Source organism: Aeromonas sp. 603404 (assembly GCF_049171775.1).
GTDB classification, from domain to species: Bacteria; Pseudomonadota; Gammaproteobacteria; order Enterobacterales; family Aeromonadaceae; genus Aeromonas; species Aeromonas veronii_A.
Map to the genome: position 1 here is coordinate 656,250 of NZ_JAAKPE010000001.1, position 21,885 is coordinate 678,134.

18 protein-coding genes are annotated in these 21,885 nt (G+C 58.4%); 11 read left to right on the forward strand and 7 right to left on the reverse strand.

From position 1 onward, the window contains the following. Positions 1 to 11 precede the first annotated feature (11 nt). The 10 genes from rplT (at position 12) to G5306_RS02895 (ending at position 13,359) form a co-directional block, all read left to right on the forward strand. Positions 12 to 368 carry a 50S ribosomal protein L20 gene (gene rplT / locus G5306_RS02850; protein ID WP_005300683.1) on the forward strand — a complete coding sequence of 119 codons (357 nt, stop codon included), beginning with the start codon at positions 12 to 14 and terminating at the stop codon, positions 366 to 368. Positions 369 to 746: 378 nt separating this feature from the next. Then, positions 747 to 1,730, forward strand: a complete 984-nt coding sequence (pheS, locus tag G5306_RS02855; RefSeq protein WP_042053694.1) for a phenylalanine--tRNA ligase subunit alpha — start codon at positions 747 to 749, stop codon at positions 1,728 to 1,730. Between the two features lie 12 nt (positions 1,731 to 1,742). Beyond that, entirely contained in the window at positions 1,743 to 4,130 is a 2,388-nt protein-coding gene (gene pheT / locus G5306_RS02860; RefSeq protein WP_376901005.1) for a phenylalanine--tRNA ligase subunit beta, read from the forward strand. A 3-nt stretch (positions 4,131 to 4,133) separates the two neighbouring features. Beyond that, the gene (gene ihfA, locus G5306_RS02865; protein ID WP_005300715.1) at positions 4,134 to 4,430 is read left to right on the forward strand and encodes an integration host factor subunit alpha; all 297 of its coding nucleotides are present in this window, start codon (positions 4,134 to 4,136) and stop codon (positions 4,428 to 4,430) included. Positions 4,431 to 4,445: 15 nt separating this feature from the next. Then, positions 4,446 to 8,435 (forward strand): response regulator, encoded by a 3,990-nt coding sequence (locus G5306_RS02870; RefSeq protein ID WP_421312338.1) that lies wholly within the window; start codon positions 4,446 to 4,448, stop codon positions 8,433 to 8,435. After that, positions 8,422 to 9,666, forward strand: coding sequence for a response regulator (locus G5306_RS02875; protein ID WP_421312339.1), 1,245 nt, complete (start codon positions 8,422 to 8,424; stop codon positions 9,664 to 9,666). Before G5306_RS02870 ends, G5306_RS02875 begins: the two co-directional genes overlap by 14 nt. A gap of 3 nt (positions 9,667 to 9,669) precedes the next feature. After that, positions 9,670 to 10,311 (forward strand): GNAT family N-acetyltransferase, encoded by a 642-nt coding sequence (locus tag G5306_RS02880; RefSeq protein ID WP_216978765.1) that lies wholly within the window; start codon positions 9,670 to 9,672, stop codon positions 10,309 to 10,311. Positions 10,312 to 10,370: 59 nt separating this feature from the next. Then, a complete protein-coding gene (gene cobB / locus G5306_RS02885; RefSeq protein WP_216978766.1) occupies positions 10,371 to 11,144 on the forward strand; it encodes a Sir2 family NAD+-dependent deacetylase in 774 nt (257 codons plus the stop codon). 89 nt (positions 11,145 to 11,233) lie between these two features. Then, positions 11,234 to 11,710 (forward strand): hypothetical protein, encoded by a 477-nt coding sequence (locus G5306_RS02890; protein WP_421255120.1) that lies wholly within the window; start codon positions 11,234 to 11,236, stop codon positions 11,708 to 11,710. After that, positions 11,710 to 13,359 carry a GGDEF domain-containing protein gene (locus G5306_RS02895; RefSeq protein WP_245096655.1) on the forward strand — a complete coding sequence of 550 codons (1,650 nt, stop codon included), beginning with the start codon at positions 11,710 to 11,712 and terminating at the stop codon, positions 13,357 to 13,359. The genes G5306_RS02890 and G5306_RS02895 overlap by 1 nt, the downstream gene beginning before the upstream one ends. Before the next feature lie 83 nt (positions 13,360 to 13,442). On the opposite strand, the gene G5306_RS02900 is transcribed toward G5306_RS02895, so the two are convergent. The 7 genes from G5306_RS02900 to G5306_RS02930 form a co-directional block, all read right to left on the reverse strand. After that, entirely contained in the window at positions 13,443 to 14,447 is a 1,005-nt protein-coding gene (locus tag G5306_RS02900; protein WP_421312341.1) for a substrate-binding domain-containing protein, read from the reverse strand. After that, positions 14,447 to 15,379: a ribokinase gene (rbsK, locus tag G5306_RS02905; protein ID WP_421312342.1), complete on the reverse strand. Its 933-nt coding sequence runs from the start codon at positions 15,377 to 15,379 to the stop codon at positions 14,447 to 14,449. Before rbsK ends, G5306_RS02900 begins: the two co-directional genes overlap by 1 nt. A gap of 110 nt (positions 15,380 to 15,489) precedes the next feature. Then, complete coding sequence (gene rbsB, locus G5306_RS02910) at positions 15,490 to 16,365, reverse strand: ribose ABC transporter substrate-binding protein RbsB (protein ID WP_041207819.1); 876 nt, start codon at positions 16,363 to 16,365, stop codon at positions 15,490 to 15,492. 35 nt (positions 16,366 to 16,400) lie between these two features. Next, on the reverse strand, positions 16,401 to 17,369 hold the full coding sequence (gene rbsC / locus G5306_RS02915) for a ribose ABC transporter permease (protein ID WP_421312343.1): 969 nt from the start codon (positions 17,367 to 17,369) through the stop codon (positions 16,401 to 16,403). Then, positions 17,366 to 18,895: a ribose ABC transporter ATP-binding protein RbsA gene (gene rbsA, locus G5306_RS02920; RefSeq protein ID WP_421312344.1), complete on the reverse strand. Its 1,530-nt coding sequence runs from the start codon at positions 18,893 to 18,895 to the stop codon at positions 17,366 to 17,368. Before rbsA ends, rbsC begins: the two co-directional genes overlap by 4 nt. A 36-nt stretch (positions 18,896 to 18,931) precedes the next feature. Beyond that, positions 18,932 to 19,351, reverse strand: a complete 420-nt coding sequence (rbsD, locus tag G5306_RS02925) for a D-ribose pyranase (protein ID WP_058052594.1) — start codon at positions 19,349 to 19,351, stop codon at positions 18,932 to 18,934. A gap of 233 nt (positions 19,352 to 19,584) precedes the next feature. Further along, positions 19,585 to 20,202 carry a glutathione S-transferase family protein gene (locus G5306_RS02930; protein ID WP_266134628.1) on the reverse strand — a complete coding sequence of 206 codons (618 nt, stop codon included), beginning with the start codon at positions 20,200 to 20,202 and terminating at the stop codon, positions 19,585 to 19,587. Positions 20,203 to 20,857: 655 nt separating this feature from the next. Here G5306_RS02930 and G5306_RS02935 point away from each other — a divergent pair. Beyond that, on the forward strand, positions 20,858 to 21,649 hold the full coding sequence (locus G5306_RS02935; protein WP_421312346.1) for a hypothetical protein: 792 nt from the start codon (positions 20,858 to 20,860) through the stop codon (positions 21,647 to 21,649). Positions 21,650 to 21,885 lie beyond the last annotated feature (236 nt).

The window sequence follows — 21,885 nt, forward strand, 5'->3', positions numbered from 1 at the left end:
GGATGTGAAAAATGCCAAGAGTTAAACGTGGTGTGACTGCTCGTGCTCGTCACAAGAAAGTAATGAAAGCCGCCAAGGGTTACTACGGCGCCCGTTCCCGTGTTTACCGCGTAGCGGTACAAGCGGTAACCAAAGCTGGTCAGTATGCCTACCGTGACCGTCGCCAGAAAAAGCGTCAGTTCCGTCAACTGTGGATTGCGCGTATCAACGCTGCTGCCCGTCAGAACGGTCTGTCCTACAGCCGTCTGATCAACGGTCTGAAGAAGGCTTCTATCGAGATCGATCGCAAGATCCTGTCCGATATCGCCGTTCACGACAAGCTGGCTTTCACCGCCCTGGTTGAAAAAGCTAAAGCAGCTCTGGTCTAATCCAGCTCTGTTATAAAAAATAAAGGAGGCTCAGGCCTCCTTTTTTGTATCTGTCATTCACGGTTTTACATCACGTTTTTCTTTCTCCCGTCCACGTTTTGTCCACTGTTTTACACGCGCTACAGTTTTCTCCATACAAAGTGACATGTGGGAGATCACTAGTTCTATAAATGGATTGTATGCCAACAAACTATGTCTTTATTCTACTATTTCAAGAGTGACGGTAAATCGATGAGACTCGCTTGATATAACAAAATGATTTGTAGGGAGAAAAGCCCACCTTAACTATGGTCAGCGAAGGGGCTTTTTTTGTATTATTCCCCTCTTGACCTTATTTAGCCTAAAGGCTCCTGTATCGGGAGTGGTGACGAGGAAGACATGCAACAGCTTGAAGAAGTAGTCGGCCAAGCCAGAGCCGAAATTGAGGGCGTGAGCGATATCGCGACCCTCGACGAAATCCGGGTCAAATATCTGGGTAAAAAGGGCTTTTTTACCGAGCAGATGAAGGGCCTGGGTGCCTTGTCTGCCGAAGAGCGTCCCGCCGCGGGCGCCGTGATCAACCAGGCCAAACAGCAGGTTCAGGATGTGCTGAACGAGCGTCGTGAAGCGCTCGAAGTCGCCGTGCTGAACCAGAAGCTGGCTGCCGAGACTATCGACGTCAGCCTGCCGGGTCGCCGCATCGAGAATGGCGGTCTGCACCCGGTAACCCGCACCATCGAGCGCATCGAGCGCCTGTTTGGCGAGATGGGCTTCAAGGTTGCCCGTGGTCCCGAGATTGAAGATGGCTTCCACAACTTCGATGCGCTGAACATTCCGGCTCATCACCCGGCGCGTACCGATCACGATACCTTCTACTTCAATCCTGATCTGATGCTGCGTACCCACACCTCCGGTGTGCAGATCCGCACCATGGAGCATCAGCAGCCGCCGATCCGCATCATTGCGCCGGGTCGCGTCTATCGTAACGACTACGACATGACCCACACCCCGATGTTCCATCAGGTCGAAGGCCTGCTGGTTGACGAGCATGCCAGCTTTACCGAGTTGAAGGGCATTCTGCACGACTTCCTGCGCAACTACTTCGAGGAAGACCTGACCATTCGCTTCCGTCCTTCCTATTTCCCGTTCACCGAGCCGAGCGCCGAAGTCGACGTGATGGGCAAGAACGGCAAGTGGCTGGAAGTGCTGGGCTGCGGCATGGTGCACCCGAACGTACTGCGTTCGGTCGGCATCGATCCGGAAAAATACTCCGGCTTTGCCTTCGGCATGGGCGTTGAGCGCCTGACCATGCTGCGTTACGGGGTCAACGACCTGCGTGCCTTCTTCGAAAACGACCTGCGCTTCCTCAAGCAGTTCAAGTAAGGGCGAGAGAACATGAAATTCAGTAAATCCTGGGTGATGGAGTGGGTCCGCACCGAGTTGAGTGACAACGCGCTGGCCGAGCAGATCACCATGGCCGGTCTGGAAGTGGACGCCGTGGAAGCGGTGGCCGGCCAGTTCAACAATGTGGTCGTGGGTGAAGTGGTCGAGTGCGCCCAACATCCTGACGCCGACAAGCTGCGGGTGACCAAGGTCAATGTGGGTGAAGCCGAGCTGCTGGACATCGTCTGCGGCGCGCCAAACTGCCGTCAGGGCCTCAAAGTGTGCGTGGCCAAAGTAGGGGCGACCCTGCCGGGTGATTTCACTATCAAGAAAGCCAAGCTGCGTGGTCAGCCGTCTCACGGCATGCTCTGCTCTTTCAGTGAGCTGGGTATCGACGTTGAAGCCGATGGCATCATCGAGCTGCCGGCCGATGCCCCCATCGGTACCGATATTCGTGACTACCTCAATCTGAACGACGTCTCCATCGATGTGGATCTGACTCCGAACCGTGCCGATTGCCTCGGTATCGCCGGTCTGGCCCGCGAAATCGGCGTGCTCAACAGCGTGGACGTGGTCGAGCCGACCTGGGCACCAGCTGTTGCCACCATTGATGCAACTTTCCCGATCCGGGTTGAAGCACCAGCTGATTGCCCGCGTTATCTGGGCCGCGTCATCAAGGGGCTGAACTTGCAGGCCCAGAGCCCGCTCTGGATGCAAGAGAAGCTGCGCCGTGGCGGCATTCGTTCCATCGACGCCATTGTCGACATCACCAACTACCTGCTGCTGGAATACGGTCAGCCGATGCACGCCTTCGATCTGGCTACCCTGGAAGGGGAACTGGTGGTGCGTCGTGCCCACGCCGATGAGCCGATGACCCTGCTCGATGGCAACGAAGTGAAGCTCAAAGAGACCACCCTGGTGATTGCCGATGCCAAAGGTCCTGCCTGCATGGCCGGTATCTTCGGTGGCAATCGCACCGGTGTATCCGAGACCACTACCGACATCCTGCTGGAGTGCGCCTTCTTCGCGCCGCTCTCCATCACCGGCCGTGCCCGTGCCTACGGTCTGCACACCGACTCTTCCCACCGCTTCGAGCGCGGGGTGGATCCGGAGTTGCAAGCCAAGGTGATGGACAGAGCCACCCGTCTGCTGTTGGAGATCTGCGGCGGCGAAGCGGGTCCGGTCATCGAGGTCAAATCCGATGCCCATCTGCCGAAAGCGGCCCCCATCAAGCTGCGTCGCAGCAAGCTCGACAAGGTGATCGGTATCAGCGTGGCTGACGCTCAGGTGGTCGAGATCCTGACCCGCCTCGGCATGCAGGTCACTGTGGATGCTGACGGTTGGACTGCGCTGGCACCCTCCTGGCGTTTCGATATCGCCATAGAGGAAGACCTCATTGAGGAAGTGGCTCGCATCTACGGCTACAACAACATCCCGAACCTGAAACCCGCCGCTTCTCTGGCGATGGTGGAGCAGGCAGAAGGGCAGGTGACCTTGAAGCGCGTGCGCGACCTGCTGGTTGACCGCGGTTTCCAGGAAGCGATCACCTACAGCTTCGTCGATCCCAAGACCCAGCAAACCCTGTTCCCGCAGAGCGATGCCATCGTGCTGCCGAACCCGATCTCGGTCGAGATGTCCGCCATGCGTGTCTCTCTGTTCCCGGGTCTGGTGCAAGCCGTTGTTTACAACCAGAATCGTCAGCAGCCGCGTGTGCGTCTGTTCGAGCAGGGTCTGCGTTTCATCAAGGATGAAAGCGCCGAGAACGGTATCCGTCAGGAGCCGATGCTGGCCGGTATCATCACTGGCAACCAGAGCGACGAACACTGGGATATCAAAACCCGCGCAGCCGACTTCTTTGATCTGAAAGGAGATCTGGAAGCGGTGCTGGACTTGACCGCCGAAGGGGCCACCTTTACCTTCGAGCGCACCGAGCACAGCGCCCTGCACCCGGGCCAGAGCGCAGCCATCCTGCGCAATGGCGAGATCATCGGCCACATCGGCGTGATCCACCCGAGCCTCGAGAAGAAGCTGGGCCTCAAGAGCCGCGCGGTGATGTTTGAGCTGGAGCTGGATAAGCTGACCCCTGCCAAGGTGCCGGTTGCGGCCGAAGTTTCCAAGTTCCCGGCGAACCGTCGCGACATTGCCGTGGTAGTCGATCGTCAGGTTCTGGCAGGTGATGTGCTTGCGGTAATTAAAAAAGTTGGCGGAAATCAGGTAGTTGGAATAAACTTGTTTGACGTATACCAGGGTGCTGGTATGGCAGAGGACAAGAAGAGCCTGGCCATCAGTCTTGTATTGCAAGACACCCAGCGCACCCTGGAGGAGAAAGAGATTGCCGAGACCGTAGACAATGTCGTGCGGGCCCTTGGTGAAGAGTTGAATGCATCCTTGAGGGATTGATCTATGGCGCTTACCAAAGCCGACATTGCAGAGCACCTGTTCACCCAGCTCGGGATGAGCAAGCGTGAAGCCAAAGATATGGTGGAAGCCTTCTTTGAGGAAATCCGACAGGCGCTTGAGCGTGGTGAACAAGTCAAGATTTCAGGCTTCGGTAACTTTGACCTTCGTGAGAAGAATCAGCGTCCCGGACGCAACCCCAAGACGGGCGAGGATATTCCTATCAGCGCCCGCCGCGTGGTGACCTTCCGGCCTGGCCAGAAGCTCAAGGCCAGGGTAGAAAATGTTGAACCCAACGAGTGATAAAAAGCCAGGCAGATGCCTGGCTTTTGTTTTCAGATGACCAAATTCCCCGTTTTTCTTCTGGGTGCCGTACTGGCACTGCCATTGCACGCCAAGCCTTTGCAGACCACAGTGCTGCCGTTGGCGCCGGCGACCCAAGCTTATGTAAATTCACTGAGTCAGCTCTCGCTCTGCTATCCTGCGACGCTTCCTCCACCATACCTGATGGCCGAGGGGGGTCTGCTCAAGGATCGTCTCGCCCGGTTGCAGGAGCTGTTCCCGGTTCCCCTCGTGCTCAAAGAGTTGCCCGATTGGCAGATATTGCGCAACGGGCTCGCAGAGGGTGACTGCGACATCATTCCCTATGTCGGAACCCGCAAGAAGGCCGTGGAGGGCATGCGGTTAAGTCGTCCGATGATGGAGACCGATGCCGCCATCCTCTACAAGGGTGAAAATCTCAAACAGGCCCGCTTTCTGGTCTACTCGCTGGCAGACTCTGCCCGCCTGCTGCACGAGCTCTATCCACAGGCACGCATTATTTCCCTAAAAAGCGGAGAGAAGGTCTACGACGCGCTGCAGAGTGGCAAGGGTGATGCCTATCTGGGGGACTATCTGCAACTGCGCTATCTGATGCGCGAGTTTCCTGCCGATGGTTTGCGCCTGCGCCGCCTGTTTGGTGAGGATCGGATCATCAGCTATCGCTTGATGATGCGTGATCAGCCTGAGTTGGCCAATCTGGTGGACACCCTGATCCGTCATATGCCCGCCGGTACTATCTATACCGATCTGGCCCGTTATCTCGATCAGGGGTCGCTCTACGTCAACCAACCCCACTTCAGCGATACCGAGCAGGCCTGGTTATCCGGCCGCGGGCGCACCATTCGTCTTGTGGTCAATCCCGAGTTGATGCCCTATAGCGGTGTCAATGATCTGGGGGAGCCGAAAGGGTGGAGCGCGGATGTGCTGCGCTGGGTCACCCAGGAGACCGGCCTGAAATACAAGCTGGTACCTGCAGCCAGCAAGGCGGAGGCCGTAGAAAAGCTGCGCCTTGGTGAGGCGGATATGATGGCCGGCTTGCCGGAATCCCCGGCATTGACGGATCAGTTCATTTTCAGTCGGACGATCTCCACCAATCGGTTTGCCTTGATCAGCAAGCGCAAGTTGGCTGCCGATCGCATCACCCAGCTCAAGCGGCAGCGTATTCTGGTACCTGAATCCCTCTACGATCCCTCCTTGCTCGCCCTGCTTGGTGATCAGGAGTGGCTTCGCACCGACGGCCTCGAGCAGGGGTTAGCAGCGATCAAGCAAGGCAAGGCTGACGCCATGCTGAGCGAGCTATATCAGCTGCAATATCCCCAGCGTACCAACTTGCTGGAAGGGCTCGATATCGAGGAGCTGGAAGATCGTTTCGGCCTAGGCTTTGCCATCAACAAGAGTCAGACCGAGCTAGCCGGTGTGATGGACCGCAACCTGATGGCGCTGACCAGCACCCAGATCGACGAACTTAACCAGCGCTGGCGCCGCTTGCTCGTCGTGCAGCAACCCGGTGTGAGCTACGCCGCCTGGTTTGGCTCCATCGCCATGGCACTGCTGATCAGCGGCATTGTCATCGGCGGGATCTGGCGTTCCCGCCAGCAACTGGCAAGGGAAGTGGCCCAGCGTCACGCCGCCGAGAAGGCGCTGGCCATCGAGAGCGAGCTGCGGGAAACCATGTTTCAGGCGTTGCCGGTGCCCGTCTATCTGCGCAACAGCCAGGGCAAGGTGATCAAATCCAATAAACAGGGGCGACGTCTGGCCCTGCGCTACTCTCAGCAGTTGATGCTGCCGCCGGTTCAGCCGCAAAAGAGCGAAGGGGAGCTGGTGCTGGGGGAGCAGGTCTTCGCCTATGCCCAGCATCCGCTGCGGCTGGACAAGCAAGCACCTGCCACCGATCTCATCGCCCTGTCGGATATCAGTGTGCTGCGTGAGCAGGCCCGTTTTCTACGTCAGGCAGAGCGCCGCCTGCGTGCCCTGACCAATACAGTCCCCGGCGTAGTGCTGCAGTTTATGTTCGAGCGGGGACGGGTAGGGGCCATCGAGTTTATCAGCCGAGGCTGTTACGAGCTGCTGGGGCTGGCGAGCCAGCAGATCCGCCGTGAGCCCAAACGGGTGCTCATTATGCTTGAGCGCGAGGATCGCCGCCGGGTAAGCCGTGAGATGTTCGCCATGTTGCAGGCTGGCAAACCCTTCGCATTCACCCTGCGCTATCACCATCCGACCAAGGGTCTGCGCTGGTTGCAGCTCTATGGCCGTGGCCGCAGTCAACCGCATGGTTGGCGAATTTATGCGGTGATGCAGGATGCCACTGCCCGGGTCGAGCAGGATCAAGCATTGCAGCACTCCCATGAACAGGCGCAGCAGGCGGTGCAGGCCAAGGGCCGTTTCCTGGCGGCGATTAGCCACGAGATCCGTACACCGATGAACGCCATGCTCGGCTTGCTTGAGTGGCTGGCCAGCACCCCTTTGTCGAGAGAACAGGATTCGGCGCTGGCGCGGGTGCGTCAGGCGGGGGATGAGCTGCTCGGCCTGCTCAACGATGTACTCGACTTTAGTCGCAACGAAAACAGCAAACTCTCCCTCTCGCCCCAGCCCACCGATTTCGCCGAGCTGTGCGAGCACGTGGCGGCGGTGCACTGGAGCAAGGCCAGATCCAAGCGGCTGCAATTACGATTGCGGCTTGACCCCGCCTTGCCAGCCTTGCTGACTCTCGATCCCCATCGGGTACGGCAAGTGCTCCACAACCTGCTCTCCAATGCCATCAAGTTCAGCCTGCGTGGGGAAGTGGTGCTGTGGGTCGAGGTAGTCGCATCGACCTTGCGCTTCGGGGTCGATGATGAAGGGCCGGGGATCACCGCCAAGATGCGTCCTACTCTCTTTATGCCATTCGAACAGTTTGCTGTTGAAGGGCAGTTGCGGGCGCCGGGCACCGGCCTTGGTCTGGCGATCTGCAAGCAGCTGCTCGAGCAGATGGGCGGGTTGATCGATGTCGAGGGACGCCCGGGCTGTGGTAGCCGCTTCTTCTGCGAGTTGCCGTTGCAACAGGTTCAGCAAGATATCGATTGGCAGCCAAGAGTACGCCAGTTATCCCTCTCACTGCCTCACGATGAGGTTTTGGGGGTCACGCCCTGGTTGTCCAGGCTCGGTATTCATGTTGCCAGTCGTGCGGTTGATCTGCTGCAGGCCGAGAGAGACGAGGATAGTCTGTATCACTGGTCATGGCAGGGGGAGTCCTGGGTGCCGGGCACCATGATCAGCCTGTTCCAGCCACGGATGACATCAGAGCAACCTGTGGGTGAGATGCAGCCCGGGCTTGGTATGCGGGTACTGCTGGTTGAGGATCACGATGTCAACCGGGAGCTGATCTGTATGCAACTGGGGCAACTCGGTGCAAGCGTAGTCAGTGCCGCCAATGGGCAGCTGGCGCTGGAGATGCTGGTGAAGCACCAGGTGGATCTTGTGTTGACAGACCTGCAGATGCCGGTGATGAACGGGGCCGAACTGTGCAGGCAATTGCGCAAATCCGCGCGTTGGGCCCGTCTTCCGGTCTATGTGATCACCGCAGATCTCAGTGAGCAAGCGGCAAGGGAGCTGCAATCCTGCGGTTGCGATGGTCATCTGGACAAGCCGGTCGCCCTCAAGGTGCTGGCGACCTTGCTGCGCCATATTGGCAAAGAGGGGAGCAATGCTGTCGCCCCGACGCCGGTTGCCTCGTTGCTGACCGATGAACTGGCTGCCCTTTATCTGAAGGCTACCCGTGATGATTTGGCCGAACTTGAACGCTGCTGCACAGAAGAAGATGAAGTTGGCGTGAATGCTGCTTTACACAAGCTGAAGGGGGCCGCCAGAATGGTAGGAGCCACGGCGCTGGTGACGGTGATTGACGAGTGGCAACAAGCCCCCCATCCAGATCTCCAGAGCAGTTTGAACCGGGCGTTGGATGAGTTCAGCCAGCATTTCTCGAAAAGGACCCAAGATGATCATTACTGATGAAGAACTGCTGGCGTTGCTCGACTCGGAAGAGCACGAGGCGGCAGATTTTTGCCCTGTCTTGCTGTATGCGCTTGATCGGGCCTCCCATGAGCTGGCAAAGAGCACGACACTCCCCTCCTATGTCACTTTGCAGCGCATCCAACCGGACGCCTGCTGGCAGTGGGAAGGGTTGTTTGCGGCAGGAGCCATTGCCCTTTACGATCCTGCCGCTCACCAGCAGGCGGACTATTTCCCCGAGTTGCAGCATCATCAGGGAATTTATGCCATTGGTGAAGATTGGCTGGGAGGACTTGCCGCCAGTTACCGTGACTGGAACAACTGGCTGGCGGCCAAGCGGGTACTGCTGCTAGAAGATCACCCGTTTCAGGGGATGCAGTTACAGCAGGCTATCGCCGAACTGGGGCTCTCCTGCCAGTGGGTGCAGGATGAAACTGCCTGTCTTGCTGCGTTGGAGGCTGGCGACATCAGTCTGCTGGTGTGTGATCTCAGTCTGGTGGAGCAGGATGCCATCAGCCTGCTGATGAGCCAGCCGCAAATTCAGCGCAGCGGGTTGCCGATCATTCTCTTGTCGGCGCACGAGCAGACATTGATCGACGGTGCCCGCCGTCTGCTGCACGATGCCGGTTTCAATGTGCTGGCTGCACTGGCCAAGCCACTCGATGGCAACGAGTTGCTCAGGTTGCTGCGCGGACTCTATCTGGGGCCTCTGCGTCAGCGTCGGCTGAGTGGCCAACGTCGAACAATTCGTCGTTGGCAGGGGGAAGTGCAGGGGCAACTTGGGCTGCTCTCCAGCCCCGCGACTCCTCATCCTGTCTGGCTGGCGGTAACGGGTTTACCCAGCCGCTGGGAGGCACTTAAAGAGTGGTTGACGGATCAGTCACGTAGCCCCACAGAGCTGACATTATTGATCCATCGTCGGGATCACCTGTTGAGCAATGGAGAGCGGTTTGCGCTGGTACTGCAAGCGAGTCTGGCGGGGAGCAAGCTGGCGTTGCTGCTCGATAACAGCCAGCATTTGCCATTCGATCTGCTGGAGCGTTTGCCGTTGAGCGCTTTGCTGCTGGGGCAGGCGCTTTTACCCGAAATAGAGTCATTGGCCATGGACTCCCTGCTGGGACGCTTTATGGCCCGAGTCAGAGAGCTGGGGATCGCCGTCTATCTCGATGATCCTTACAATCTGCTCGACGCCGAGGTGTGGCGGGAGCAGGGTATTGCGGGGCGCTGGTAACCCGTGCCCCGTTATCTCTGCTGGCCCATCCATCGGGAGCGTCTCTGCAAGGGGCTGGCAGGCTGGCCCCATCCGGCTTCGCGGTCGGTACTGCCACTGACGATGCAGGTCGCCGACCAACCTTGTCTGCTACGAGAGCTGCAGGGGGTGGATCCTGACCGTATGCTGGCCGCCTATGATGCGCTCAGTGAGGAGAGCATCTACTTGCGTTTTATGCGCCCCAAACGGAGGCCACCGCCGGAGCAGGTGGCCCAGTTTCTCAATTACCATCCCGAACACCAGATCTCGCTGTTGCTGACCGATCTTGCCGGTGAGCCGCTGGCTCAGGCTCAGTCCATCCGGCGTCGACTCCATCCGGAGCGTGCCGAATTTTCCTGCATCGTGGCAGATCATTTCCAGCACAAGGGAGCGGGACGGCGCATTCTGCTGGCGCTGGCACTGCTGGCCCGAGCTGAGGGGATCTGTGAGTGGACCGCGGAGGTGCTGGCCCAGAATCGTCCCATGCTCACTTTGCTCAAGCGCCTTGGTCTGCCGCTGACCCTGGTAACCGGGCGGGAGATGGTTTTTGTCAGGCTCGATCTGACCGTGCTGGATGAGTGGTTGCCCGCACAGCCACGCCAAGCTTTTAAGACCAAGGGCGAATAGTGGCGCTTTTTTCCCTGTGCTAAGGTCACACTATTATGCGGGGATAGACGGAGCAGCTTATGGCGCAGTCATATAAACATATCGTGATCCTGACCGGCGCGGGGATCTCTGCCGAATCCGGCATCAAGACTTTTCGTGCCTGCGACGGTTTGTGGGAAGAGCACAAGGTCGAGGACGTGGCGACCCCCGAGGGGTATGCCCGCGATCCCGATCTGGTGCTGCGCTTTTACAACTCCCGCCGCAAACAGCTGCAGCAGCCCCAGGTTCACCCCAATCCGGCCCACTATGCGTTGGCTCGTCTCGAGCGGCTGCTGCCCGGCACGGTCACCCTGGTCACCCAGAACATCGACAATCTGCACGAGAGCGCTGGCAGCAAGAACCTTATCCATATGCACGGGGAGCTGCTCAAGGCCCGTTGCCCCGAGTCCGGTCAGGTGATCGAGTGGCGCGGCGATCTCCATCAGGACGAGCTCTGCTCCTGCTGCCAGTTCCCTCAGCCGATGCGTCCCCATGTGGTCTGGTTTGGTGAAATGCCGCTCGGGCTGGATCGCATCTACAGCGCGCTGGCCCAGTGCGATCTCTTTATCTCCATCGGCACCTCTGGCGCCGTCTATCCGGCCGCCGGGTTTGTCCATGAGGCGGGATTGAACGGGGCGCACACCATCGAGCTCAATCTCGAGCCGAGCGAGGTGGGTAGCCAGTTTGACGAAAAACGCTATGGGCCGGCCTCCTTGCTGGTACCCGCCTATGTCGATGAGTTGCTGGAGGCGTGCGGCATTCATCAACCGAGGCAAGTCGAGGGGCACAACTGGATGGAGATGCGCGGTCCCTGAGCTAGTGTGCGATCGGGCAGTTGCAATGGATCGGTGAAATCGCCACACTGGCAGCCACAAAAAATGGGACGCAGTTGGCGCAAATTACCATGAACGCAGTAAAGCAATGGATCGCTTTTTTTCTCTTGATGCTGGCCAGTGCCAGTGTATCGGCCTCCATTCCCCTGATGACCCTGGTACTGCCAGGCGGCCAGCAGGTGACCCTCGATGAGACGGCCCTTTCCGCCTTGCCACAGACCGAGTTCACCACCACTACCCCCTGGACCCAGGGCGCCCACCACTATCGCGGGCCGACCCTGTCAGCCGTGCTGGCGGCGCAAGGGATCCCGGATGCCCGCAAGATTGTCGTCTCGGCCCTCAACGGTTATCAGCAGGTGGTGGATCTGGCCCTGTTCGACGGCGTGCAGCTGACCCTGGTGCGTCAGGAGGACGGCAAACCGCTGACCCGGCGCAACAAAGGGCCGCTATGGCTGCTCATCCCGTTCACCACCTATCCCAAGCTGGACGTGCCTGCCATTCATAACTGCATGGTGTGGCAGGTGACCCGCATCGAGATCGTCGATTGATGGGGCTGTCCCGCCACAAACTGCTGTTGGTTGCGGTGTCGCTGCTGTTTCTGATCTCGTCGGGCAGCAGCCTCTATCTGCAGCATCGGCAGGAGCAGCTGGTCGATACCTTCTACCGCAATGTCCACTGGAACATCAGCCAGGTGATGCTCGAATCCCAGCGTTTCCTCTACGATCTGCAGCTCTATCGGGCCGGCAGAGTGACGATGGAGACCCTGAGCCTCGATTACGATCTGCTGTGGAACCGGCTCGACATCTTCCTCATCAGCAGCGAGACCGCCGAGATGCGCCAGCGGCACGGACTCGGCAAGGTGCTGGCCACCCTGTTCGAGCAGATCAAGCAGCTCGAACCCCAGATGGAGGCCGGTGTGCTGCGCGAGGGGGCTGAGCTTGCCCGCTTGCAGGAGGCGATCGCCAGCCAGACCCGTCTCATCGAACAGATAGGGGATCAGATCCTCTCCGGCCAGGAGCGGGAGCATTCGGTCAGCCAAATCCGCAACAGCCTGTTCTGGCTGCAGATCTGGCAACTGATCCTGCTACTGACCGGTGGCGCTCTGGTCGCTGCCCTCATTCGCGCCAATCTGGCGAACCGTCGGCTTGCCCTGCTCGATCCCCTGACCCAGCTTGGCAACCGCCGTGCCCTGCTGGAGCAGCTCTCTCGCGCTCTGCATGCCGATGATGTGAGCGCCCTGGTGGTGCTCGATCTCAAGCGCTTCAAGCAGGTCAATGATCTGCTGGGTTATCAGGTCGGTGATCGGTTGTTGCAGATGGTGGCCAACAAGCTGCAACAGGCTCATGGCAGTCACGCTTACCGCCTTGGTGGTGACGAATTTGCCGTGGTGCTGACCAATGCGGATGATGCGCTGGAAACCGCCATTCATGAGCTGGTGGATCTGCTCCATTTCGAGTTCGTGACCCGGGAGTGCAGCTTCGAGCTGGCCTGTCGACTCGGGGTCGCCAAGGCGCAGCAACAGGATGCCGCCCGGTTGCTGGATCAGGCCATCCTGGCCCTCAACCAGGCCAAGCGTAGCCAGGAGGGGGCGATCAGCTGGTTTGAGCCAGCCATGCTGCAGCAGTTGCAGTTGAGTCAGCAGCAGCTTCATCAGCTGCGAGAGTGGCTGGCAGGGCGCGAGCCTGCACCGCTGCGAGTGGCGTTGCAGGCGCTGACGGACGGACAGGGCAACGACATGTGGCAATTGGCGCTTGAGTGGCGTGAGCTGGGGGCGCCCTGCCAGATGCGCTGGCTGCAGGAGTGCGGCGTACTGGGGCCCGTGTTGGCCCGTGTGCTGCAGGCGCACGAGGCGCAGTATGCCGATGGTCGGACACTACTGGTCCCGCTCGACAACCAGGCCCAGCTGACCCATCTACTGGCCTATCTGCCGAGGTCTTCCCGCACGCCGCTGGTGTTGCTGATACCAACGCTGCAGCCGGATGGTGTCTTGCTGGCGGGATTGCGACAGCAGGGTTGCACTCTGGCGCTCAGAGAGATTGGCAGCACCACCTCAGCGCAGCTGGCAGCCGGCTGGCCTGTTCGCTACTGGTTGCCGCAGGGTGATGATGATGGCGAGTTGTTGCAGCCTCTGGCCAGACGATTGGGGCTGGCGCCACTGCAAGTGCTGGCAGCCAGGGAGACCCGGTCGCTGGCCTGAGGGCAAAAGCGGTATTGCACGGCAGAGATAAAACGAAACAAGGCGACCTCTGGGTCGCCTTGTTCTTTTGTTGTCCCTGAAAATCAGGGGCGGGGCGCGCAAGATTGTCTGATCACCAGGTCAGGGTCGACGGTGATCAGGTGGTCGGCCACCACTTCGCCGTTGATGCGAGCCAACAGTCGGGTGACGGCGAGGCGTCCCAGCTCCTCTTTGGGCTGGTTGATGGTGGTGAGCGGCGGCGACATAAATTCAGCCAGCGCCACATTGTCATAGCCGACGATGGAGATATCCCGCGGGATCTCCAGCCCCGCCTGATGGGCGGCACTGATTGCTCCCATCGCCATCATGTCGTTGCAGACAAAGAGGGCGGTGGGACGCTCGGGCAATGCCAGCAGACGAATCATCGCCTGATGGCCGCTGGCGCAGTCAAAGTCCCCCTCCTGAATCCAGTCAGGATTGACAGTGAGCCCTGCCTCCTGCAACGCCTGTTCAAAACCAGCTTGGCGCTGGTTGGCGGGGGCGCGGCTGTGAGGGCCTGTGATGCAGCCGATGGCGGTGTGGCCCAGCTCAATCAGATGGCGGGTCGCCAGATAACCGCCGTGGAAGGAGTTGTCGGCGATAAGATCCACATCATCGCTGACTAGCCCCCAATCCATCACCACCACCGGCAGGCTCTTGAGCCAGTCGAGCTGATTGAACACCTCTTGTTGGCCTTCGCTGCACATGATCAGCAGGCCATCGACCCGCTTGCGCAGCATCATCTTGAGGTAGGAGAGGGCGGTTTCTGCCTGCCCTTCGGTGTTGCCCAGCATCAGGTTGTAGCCCTGCTCGAAGCAGTAGCGCTCCACCCCGCGCACCACCTCGGCAAAGAAGGGGTTGCTGGAGGTGGTGACCAGCATGCCGATACTGTTGGTCTCCTTCACCTTGAGGCTGCGAGCCACCAGACTCGGGGCATAGTTGAGCTCGCGCATGGCCGCAAAGACTCGCTCGCGGGTCTCCTCGGCGACGAAGCGGGTCTCGTTGATGACATGGGAGACGGTGGTGGTGGAGACCCCTGCCAGCGCCGCCACCTCCTTGATATTGGCCATCAGTGCCCCTGCGCAGTCTGCTCAAGCAGGAAGGTGTCGACCTCCTGCTTGCTCGGGATAGAGCTCTGGGCACCGAACCGGGTGACGGAGAGCGCCGCCGCCCCGTGGGCAAAGCGCACCGCGCTGTGGAAATCGGCACCGGCCAGTTCCGCCGCCAACAGGGCGCCGTTGAAGGTATCGCCCGCGGCTGTGGTATCCACCGCCTTGACCCGAAAGCCCGGGATCAGCTGTTGCTGCTGGGCGTTGCTGCAATAGACCCCTTGTGCGCCCAGGGTGATCATCACGTCCGCAATGCCCATCTGGTGGAAGCGGGCGGCCGCCTCGCGGGCGCTCGCTTCGTCGGTGACTTTTACGCCGGTCAACAGCTCGGCCTCGGTCTGGTTGGGGGTGATAAGGTCGACCAGTGCCAACAGCTCAGCGGAGAGCGGGCGGGCAGGGGCGGGGTTGAGCACCACCCGGGTGCCATGGGCGCGGGCCAGCCGTGCAGCCTCATGGACGCTCTCCAGCGGCACTTCCAGCTGCAACAGCAGGGTGTGGGCGTCGGCGATCATCGCTTCGTGGTTTTTCACAACAGCCGGAGTGATGGCTCCGTTCGCTTCGGCGGAGATACCTATGCTGTTCTCCCCCTCATCACTCACATAGATGATGGCGATGCCGGTCGGGAGCTCGGGATCGAGCTCGACGGCACTGACGTCGATGCCATCTTTGGCAAAACCGCTCTTCATCTGGTGGCCGATGGCGTCATCACCGATGCGGGCGATAAAGGAGACGGGGGCGCCAAGGCGGGCGGCAGCGACTGCCTGATTAGCCCCCTTGCCACCCGGCACCACCTGATAGCTGTGACCGGTCAGGGTTTCACCCGGGCGAGGAAAGTGGGGAACGCGCAGCACGTGGTCTGCATTGACACTGCCCAGAACGACGAGACGATTCATGTTGACTACTCCTGATGCATCTTGGCTTGAACACTGTGATTGAGTGAGCCCAAGCCGGGAGGCACCGCGACTGAGGGGAAAAAGGGGAGGCGAGCCTCCCCCTTGTACACTTATTTGCTGACCACTTGCAGCGGAACCGGGATGGATTTCTCGACCGGCTGACCTTTCAGCACCTTGTCGGCAGTCTCGACACCGATGGCACCGATCAGCGCGGGTTGCTGGGCCACGGTGGCGGCCAGTTTACCTTTGGCAACGGCGGCTTTGCCATCGTCAGTGCCGTCGAAGCCGACGATCATCACCTCTTTACCGGCAGCCTGTACCGCGCGGATGGCACCCAGCGCCATCTCGTCGTTCTGGGCGAATACGGCCTGTACGGTCGGATGGGCCGCCAGCAGGTTTTCCATGACGTTCAGACCCTTGGTGCGGTCAAAGTCGGCCGGCTGGGAAGCCAGTACCTGCAGCTTGTTGGCTGCCACGGCCAGGGCAAAACCTTCGCCACGGTCACGGGCGGCGGAGGTGCCGGCAATCCCTTCCAGCTGAATGACCTTGGCACCGGTACCCAGTTTTTCGGTGATGAAGTCACCGGCCAGCTTGCCGCCTGCCACGTTGTCGGAGGCGATATGAGCCTTGACCTCACCCTGTGCGGCACCGCGGTCCAGAGTCAGTACCGGGATGTTGGCGCGGTTGGCCAGACGGATGGCGTTGCCGACCGCTTCGGAGTCGGTCGGGTTGATCAGGATGGCGTTGACCTTGCGTACGGTGAGATCTTCCATGTTGGAGAGCTCTTTGGCCGGGTCATTCTGGGAGTCCAGCACCACCAGCTCGTAGCCAAGCTCCTTGGCCTTGGCTTCGGCTCCCTCCTTCATGGTGACGAAGAAGGGGTTGTTGAGGGTGGAGACCACCATCGCCAGGGTATGGTCGGCAGCTTGGGCGGTGCCCAGCACGGACATGATGGCGGCAGCGAGCAGGGTATTGAGCTTTTTCATCATTTCATTCCTTGTGTGTGGCGTGTTTTACGTTGTTATCGGGTACTTTTGTTGTCGACCATCACGGCAAGCAAGATCACGCTGGCCTTGGCGATCATCTGGTAATAGGAGCTGACATCGAGCAGGTTGAGGGCGTTGTTCAGGAAGCCGATGATCAGCGCACCAATCAGGGTGCCCATGATGCGGCCCTTGCCCCCCATCAGGCTGGTACCACCCAGCACCACTGCGGCGATGGCGTCCAGCTCGTAACCCATGCCGGCGGTCGGCTGGGCAGAGGAGAGGCGGGAAGTGACGATAAGACCTGCCAGTGCCGAGAGCGCGCCGCACAGACCATACACCGCCAGCTTCACCTGATCCACATTGATGCCGGAGAGACGGGTGGCCGATTCGTTGCCGCCCAAGGCGTAGATGTAGCGACCGAGGCGGGTGTGATTGAGCATGAACCAGGCCAGCAGGAAGACGATGGCCATCAGCCAGATGGGCACCGGCAGACCGAGCAGATAGCCGGTACCCAGCCAGGCGAAGTGATCGGCGCCATCACTGAAACCGGTGGAGATGGGGCGACCCTCGGTATAGACCATGGTGATGCCGCGCAGAGCGGTCATGGTAACCAGCGTCGCGATAAAGGCCTGCACCTTGCCCTTGGCAATGATGAGGCCGCTGACGCCGCCAAGCAGGGCGCCGGCACCCAGAGTGAGGGGCACCACCAGCCAGATCGGCAGCTCCATCGCCACCATAGTCGCCGCCAGCGCACCGCACAGGGCCAGCACAGAGCCAACCGACAGATCGATACCGGCGGTGAGGATAACCAGCGTCATGCCGACCGCCATGATGGCGTTGACCGAGGTCTGGCGCAGGATGTTGAGCAGGTTGTCGACGCTGAAGAAGTTGGGATTGAGCGCGGAGACGACACCAATCAGCACCAGCAGGGCGACCAGGGATTTGTTCTCGATCCACCAGGCCTTGTTCATGATGCCGCGGCGGGGAAGGGTTTGGGTTGTCATTGTGCTGCCTCTTGCTCTGCTTGCCACTGTTTACCGACTGCCGCCGCCATCAGCTTCTCCTGATTGGCATCGCGGGTGTTGAACTCTGCGCTGATGCGCCCTTCGTGCATCACTATGATGCGATCACTCATGCCGAGCACTTCCGGCATCTCGGAGGAGACCAGAATGATGCTCATCCCCTCCTTCTTGAACTGGTTGATCAGCTGATAAATTTCCTTTTTCGCTCCCACGTCGACGCCGCGGGTCGGCTCGTCGAGGATCAGCACCTTGGGCCTTGTCAGCAGCCCCTTGGCGATGGCTACCTTCTGCTGGTTGCCGCCGGAGAGCAGCTTTATCAGCTGATCCTGACTCGGGGTCTTGATGTTGAACAGACGCACATAGTCGCTCACCGCCTGCCGCTCGGCCTTGCCGTCAATCTTGCCGTTGCTGATGAACTCGTCGAGGGCGCACAGACTCATGTTTTCCCGCACCGAGAGTTCCAGCACCAGCCCATCGCCCTTGCGATCCTCGGAGATATAGGCGATGCCTGCGGCCAGACCATCCGCCGGGCTTTTGGGCACCAGAGCATGACCGTCAACTTGCACTTCACCGGCGCTGATGGGGCTGGCGCCATAGATAAGCTTCATCAGCTCGGTACGGCCGGAGCCCATCAGGCCACTAAAGCCCAGAATTTCACCCTGACGCAGGGAGAAGCTCACCCCGCGCACGCCGGGACCGGCCAGATCCTTAACCTGCAGGCTGACGGGGCCAAGCTCGCGCTCAAGACGCGGATACTGCTCTTCCAGTCGGCGGCCCACCATCATCTCGATGATCTTGTCTTCATCCAGATCGCTCACCGCCTTCTCGCCGATCCACTTGCCGTCCCGCAGCACAGTGACCCGATCGCAGATCTCGAAGATCTCCTTGAGACGGTGGGAGATATAGACGATGCCGCAACCCTGCTCACGTAGCTCGCGGATAACCTTGAACAGTTGCTCGGTCTCGGTATCGGTCAGCGCATCGGTGGGTTCATCCATGATGATGACGCTGGCATCGAACGACAGCGCCTTGGCGATCTCCACCATCTGCTGTTCGCCGATGGAGAGATCCCCGAGTCGGGTATCCGGCCCGTGTTTGACGCCAAGTCGTGCCAGCAGGGTGCTTGCCCGCTCGCGCAGCTGTTTGTGGTCGATGCTGCCAAAACGGGTGCGCGGTTCGCGACCGAGGAAGATGTTGGCGGCAATCGACAACTCCGGCAGCAGGTTCAGCTCCTGGTGGATGATGCTGATCCCCTGATCCTGAGAGTCGCGCGGCCCCTTGAAATGAACCGGTTGACCGCGATAGCTGACGCTGCCCGCATCGGCCTGATAGATGCCGGTCAGCACCTTCATCAGGGTGGATTTACCGGCGCCATTTTCACCGAGCAGGGCCATCACCTGGCCCGGATAGACCCGCAGACCCGCTTCGTCGAGGGCGCGCACACCGGGGAAGGTCTTGACGATCCCGGTCAGCTCCAGAATGGGTGAGAGGGGGGAGGTTGTGCTCATTTGCAGCTTCCTTGAAGAGGCCTTCTTTGAAGAATGTCAGAACGCCACACCGGCGCAGAGGATCAGGTTGGCGTAGGGAGTCACCTCGCCGCTGCGCACGATCGCCTTGCTCTGGCGGGAGCGGGTCTTGAACTCCTCGTGCAGGCAGTATTCGATGGCGATGGGCTTGCCCTGGGCGGCTGCGTGGGCCTCAAGCTGATCGACCAGCGCCTGATGGGCGGCGGGGCTGATCTGCTTGATCTCGCTCGCCATGATCACCTTCTCCACCACCAGATCGGTGAGCAGGGCGGTCAGTACGGTTTCAAGGCTGGGTGTGCCCGCCATCAACGCCAGATCGATCCGCTCCGGACCTGCCGGAATGGGCAAGCCTGCATCGCAGACGGTGATCTCGTCGGTGTGGCCCATCTGTGCCACCAGAGCACTCAGGGGAGCATTGAGCAGTACGCCTCGTTTCATACAGCACCTCATCAGGCCTTGGCCCGTCAATCTGTGAACCGCTAGGCAACCGGTTACGCAACCGGTTGCGTCGTGGCGCAAAGATAGGCTTTTTACTAAGGAAGGGCCACGGCAAAACCACGGAAATGTGAAAACGATCTCAAAGGCGGGAGAAGAAGTACAGGGGAGGAGGCAGGAAGGGTGTCAGCAGAGCCCTGACACCCTTGTTATTTATCGAGCTATTGATTTTATGGTTAGTTGGCCAGTGCCTTGGCGACCGCCGGACGGCTCAGCATGCGTTGATAATGATCGGCCACTTTGGGGAATTCACTGATCTCGACCCCATCGCTTTTCAGCCAGCCCGCGACCACGAACAGATAGATGTCCGCCACGCTGAACTGCTCGCCGAGTACCCAGGGACCGGCGAGATAGTGCTGCTCAATCTGGGCAAAGCCATCGCGCATATTGCTGGCGACTTTCTGCTGCATGGCGGCAATGGCTTGCTCGTCATCGGCCCAGCGGCTGCCACGGCGACCGTGGGCATGGGAGACATGCACAGTGGAGGCGAGGAAGCTGTTGACCTCCTGCATGCGGGCCAGCAGGAACGGGTTGTCCAGCGGCGCCAGTTTGGCATCGGGGAAGCGCTGTGCCACATAGTACAGCAGGGCCGGGGTCTCGGTCAGGGTGCCCTGCTCGGTGACAAGGGCAGGCACCCGCCCTTTGGGGTTGATGGCAAGATACGAAGGATCACGCTGCTCCCCTGCGGCGAGGTTGACGAGACGGGGTTGAAACAGGGCATTCGCTTCCAGCAGGGCAATCTGCACGGCCATGGCACAAGTGCCGGGAGCGAAATAGAGGGTCAGATCGGACATGAATACTCCTGATTGGCTCAGGCCACCCGCGATATCGGCGAAAAGCGTGTTTTCCGTGATATCTCGAGGGGTCATGAAAAAAGAGAGGGGGCAACGTTTTCCCCCAACCAATCTACACCCCTAAGGGGCGATGAAAAAGCGCAGAATTAATCGGTTTGTTTGCCCATTTCATAAATTCCTCGGCTAAGGGCGCAAATCAGATGGTGTTGAACTTGATGGGATAGTTGATACCTGAGGATGGGTGGTTGGTACTGAAAGGACTGGGGCACAGTAGCGTCCTTGGTTGTTCTCCCGCTCTTGCACGATCTGATCGTCATCAGATATTCTAATGTTTGGGTCGTTACAATGAATCCTATCTAACAAGATTGATCTTCATTTAGATCATCAAACAGAAAACGGCCTTTTTAGATAACTTTTTGATGACTGCAATCGTTTGCGTTTGATACCATGTTCTTCTACAAACTTTCCACTGCTGTCATGGTAGCTGTAATGTTTTATCATGCTTTAATCCGGTTATAAAATAGCATGTAGGGAGTTGAAAGTATATATATGCAGTAGCCATGTTGTTTACTAAGAGAAGGGGAGTGAAACTCAGCGAAATTGAGAGTTTTAAGGAAAGGTAGGAAGTAGGTTAAGGAAAATAAAGAGGTGATCAATGGATGATGACAAGGGAAAGTCAAGCAATATCAAAAATAAAACCAAACTGATATCGGGTTTTGTAGCTTTGGCAGTGATATGCGGAGGGTGGTACTGGTGGCTTAAAGAGCCCTATATTGAGCCAGAGATTAATCCCACCCCAACAGAATTGTTTACTATTCAGGGCGAGTTTCCTTTTGATAAGGGGTATCAATTAGCTGTTAATAGTACTTTCATTGCATCTAATAAAACTGACTCTACTTGCAGCAAAACTTTTTATGCGTTCGGAGTTATACCTGCAAATACTAGACTCAGGGGATGGCAAATAGATAACCCCATTAAGAAATATCAATCAAACAGATTCAGTGTAAAAGTGTCAAAAGACTATTTATTGCCTGGCCGATGTAATTGGGTGTTAGATTCTGTTGGCTATTTTATAGTGAAGGCAGGTTCCGAGTTGGAGGCTAATTTGAAAGCTAACCCTTCAGATCAACATAATCGTCAAGGGTATTTTTTATCTTCAGCACACAGCAATTGGAGTGAGTTAAAACTGGGGAGTGTAAATATTTCATGCCGACCAGATGTTGGTCTTAAAAAATTAAAAGGTGGTGTTGTTTGTAAGCGACTGAATCAAAGAGAAGTAAATACATATAGACGTAACTATAAAGTTCATAATAAACCGCTACCATCGATAGTTAATTTTAAATTCGTTATGGAGGACAAAATGTCAAGCGCTAAACAAAATACTGTTTTAGAGAGTGCATATGGCGATCCACTAAATAATAATTTGTCCTATGAAAAGGGGGTATAAAGACTGTTAGTTAGATTAGCGAATCGTAATCGGACGTTAGCTGTTTCGATAAAATTGCACAGTTATTCCCCATAAACACATCCGTTTTGCCTATATCTCCACAGTGGGGTCGCTATGAGTTCCTCCCTTCTAAATGGAGAAATACATCGCCCCCCTCATATTTCCCTACAAATTTGCTCTGAAGCCGGCTGCAGTGGAGCACTTACAAAAATTGTGGTCTGTCTGGCTTAAAGATG

What these genes read in the sequence shown, in the direction of transcription:
- rplT (WP_005300683.1), top strand. Translation starts at nt 12, where the DNA reads ATGCCAAGAGTTAAACGTGGTGTGACTGCTCGTGCTCGTCACAAGAAA.
- pheS (WP_042053694.1), top strand. Translation starts at nt 747, where the DNA reads ATGCAACAGCTTGAAGAAGTAGTCGGCCAAGCCAGAGCCGAAATTGAG.
- pheT (WP_376901005.1), top strand. Translation starts at nt 1,743, where the DNA reads ATGAAATTCAGTAAATCCTGGGTGATGGAGTGGGTCCGCACCGAGTTG.
- ihfA (WP_005300715.1), top strand. Translation starts at nt 4,134, where the DNA reads ATGGCGCTTACCAAAGCCGACATTGCAGAGCACCTGTTCACCCAGCTC.
- G5306_RS02870 (WP_421312338.1), top strand. Translation starts at nt 4,446, where the DNA reads ATGCCTGGCTTTTGTTTTCAGATGACCAAATTCCCCGTTTTTCTTCTG.
- G5306_RS02875 (WP_421312339.1), top strand. Translation starts at nt 8,422, where the DNA reads ATGATCATTACTGATGAAGAACTGCTGGCGTTGCTCGACTCGGAAGAG.
- cobB (WP_216978766.1), top strand. Translation starts at nt 10,371, where the DNA reads ATGGCGCAGTCATATAAACATATCGTGATCCTGACCGGCGCGGGGATC.
- G5306_RS02890 (WP_421255120.1), top strand. Translation starts at nt 11,234, where the DNA reads ATGAACGCAGTAAAGCAATGGATCGCTTTTTTTCTCTTGATGCTGGCC.
- G5306_RS02895 (WP_245096655.1), top strand. Translation starts at nt 11,710, where the DNA reads ATGGGGCTGTCCCGCCACAAACTGCTGTTGGTTGCGGTGTCGCTGCTG.
- G5306_RS02900 (WP_421312341.1), bottom strand. Translation starts at nt 14,447, where the DNA reads ATGGCCAATATCAAGGAGGTGGCGGCGCTGGCAGGGGTCTCCACCACC.
- rbsK (WP_421312342.1), bottom strand. Translation starts at nt 15,379, where the DNA reads ATGAATCGTCTCGTCGTTCTGGGCAGTGTCAATGCAGACCACGTGCTG.
- rbsB (WP_041207819.1), bottom strand. Translation starts at nt 16,365, where the DNA reads ATGAAAAAGCTCAATACCCTGCTCGCTGCCGCCATCATGTCCGTGCTG.
- rbsC (WP_421312343.1), bottom strand. Translation starts at nt 17,369, where the DNA reads ATGACAACCCAAACCCTTCCCCGCCGCGGCATCATGAACAAGGCCTGG.
- rbsA (WP_421312344.1), bottom strand. Translation starts at nt 18,895, where the DNA reads ATGAGCACAACCTCCCCCCTCTCACCCATTCTGGAGCTGACCGGGATC.
- rbsD (WP_058052594.1), bottom strand. Translation starts at nt 19,351, where the DNA reads ATGAAACGAGGCGTACTGCTCAATGCTCCCCTGAGTGCTCTGGTGGCA.
- G5306_RS02930 (WP_266134628.1), bottom strand. Translation starts at nt 20,202, where the DNA reads ATGTCCGATCTGACCCTCTATTTCGCTCCCGGCACTTGTGCCATGGCC.
- G5306_RS02935 (WP_421312346.1), top strand. Translation starts at nt 20,858, where the DNA reads ATGGATGATGACAAGGGAAAGTCAAGCAATATCAAAAATAAAACCAAA.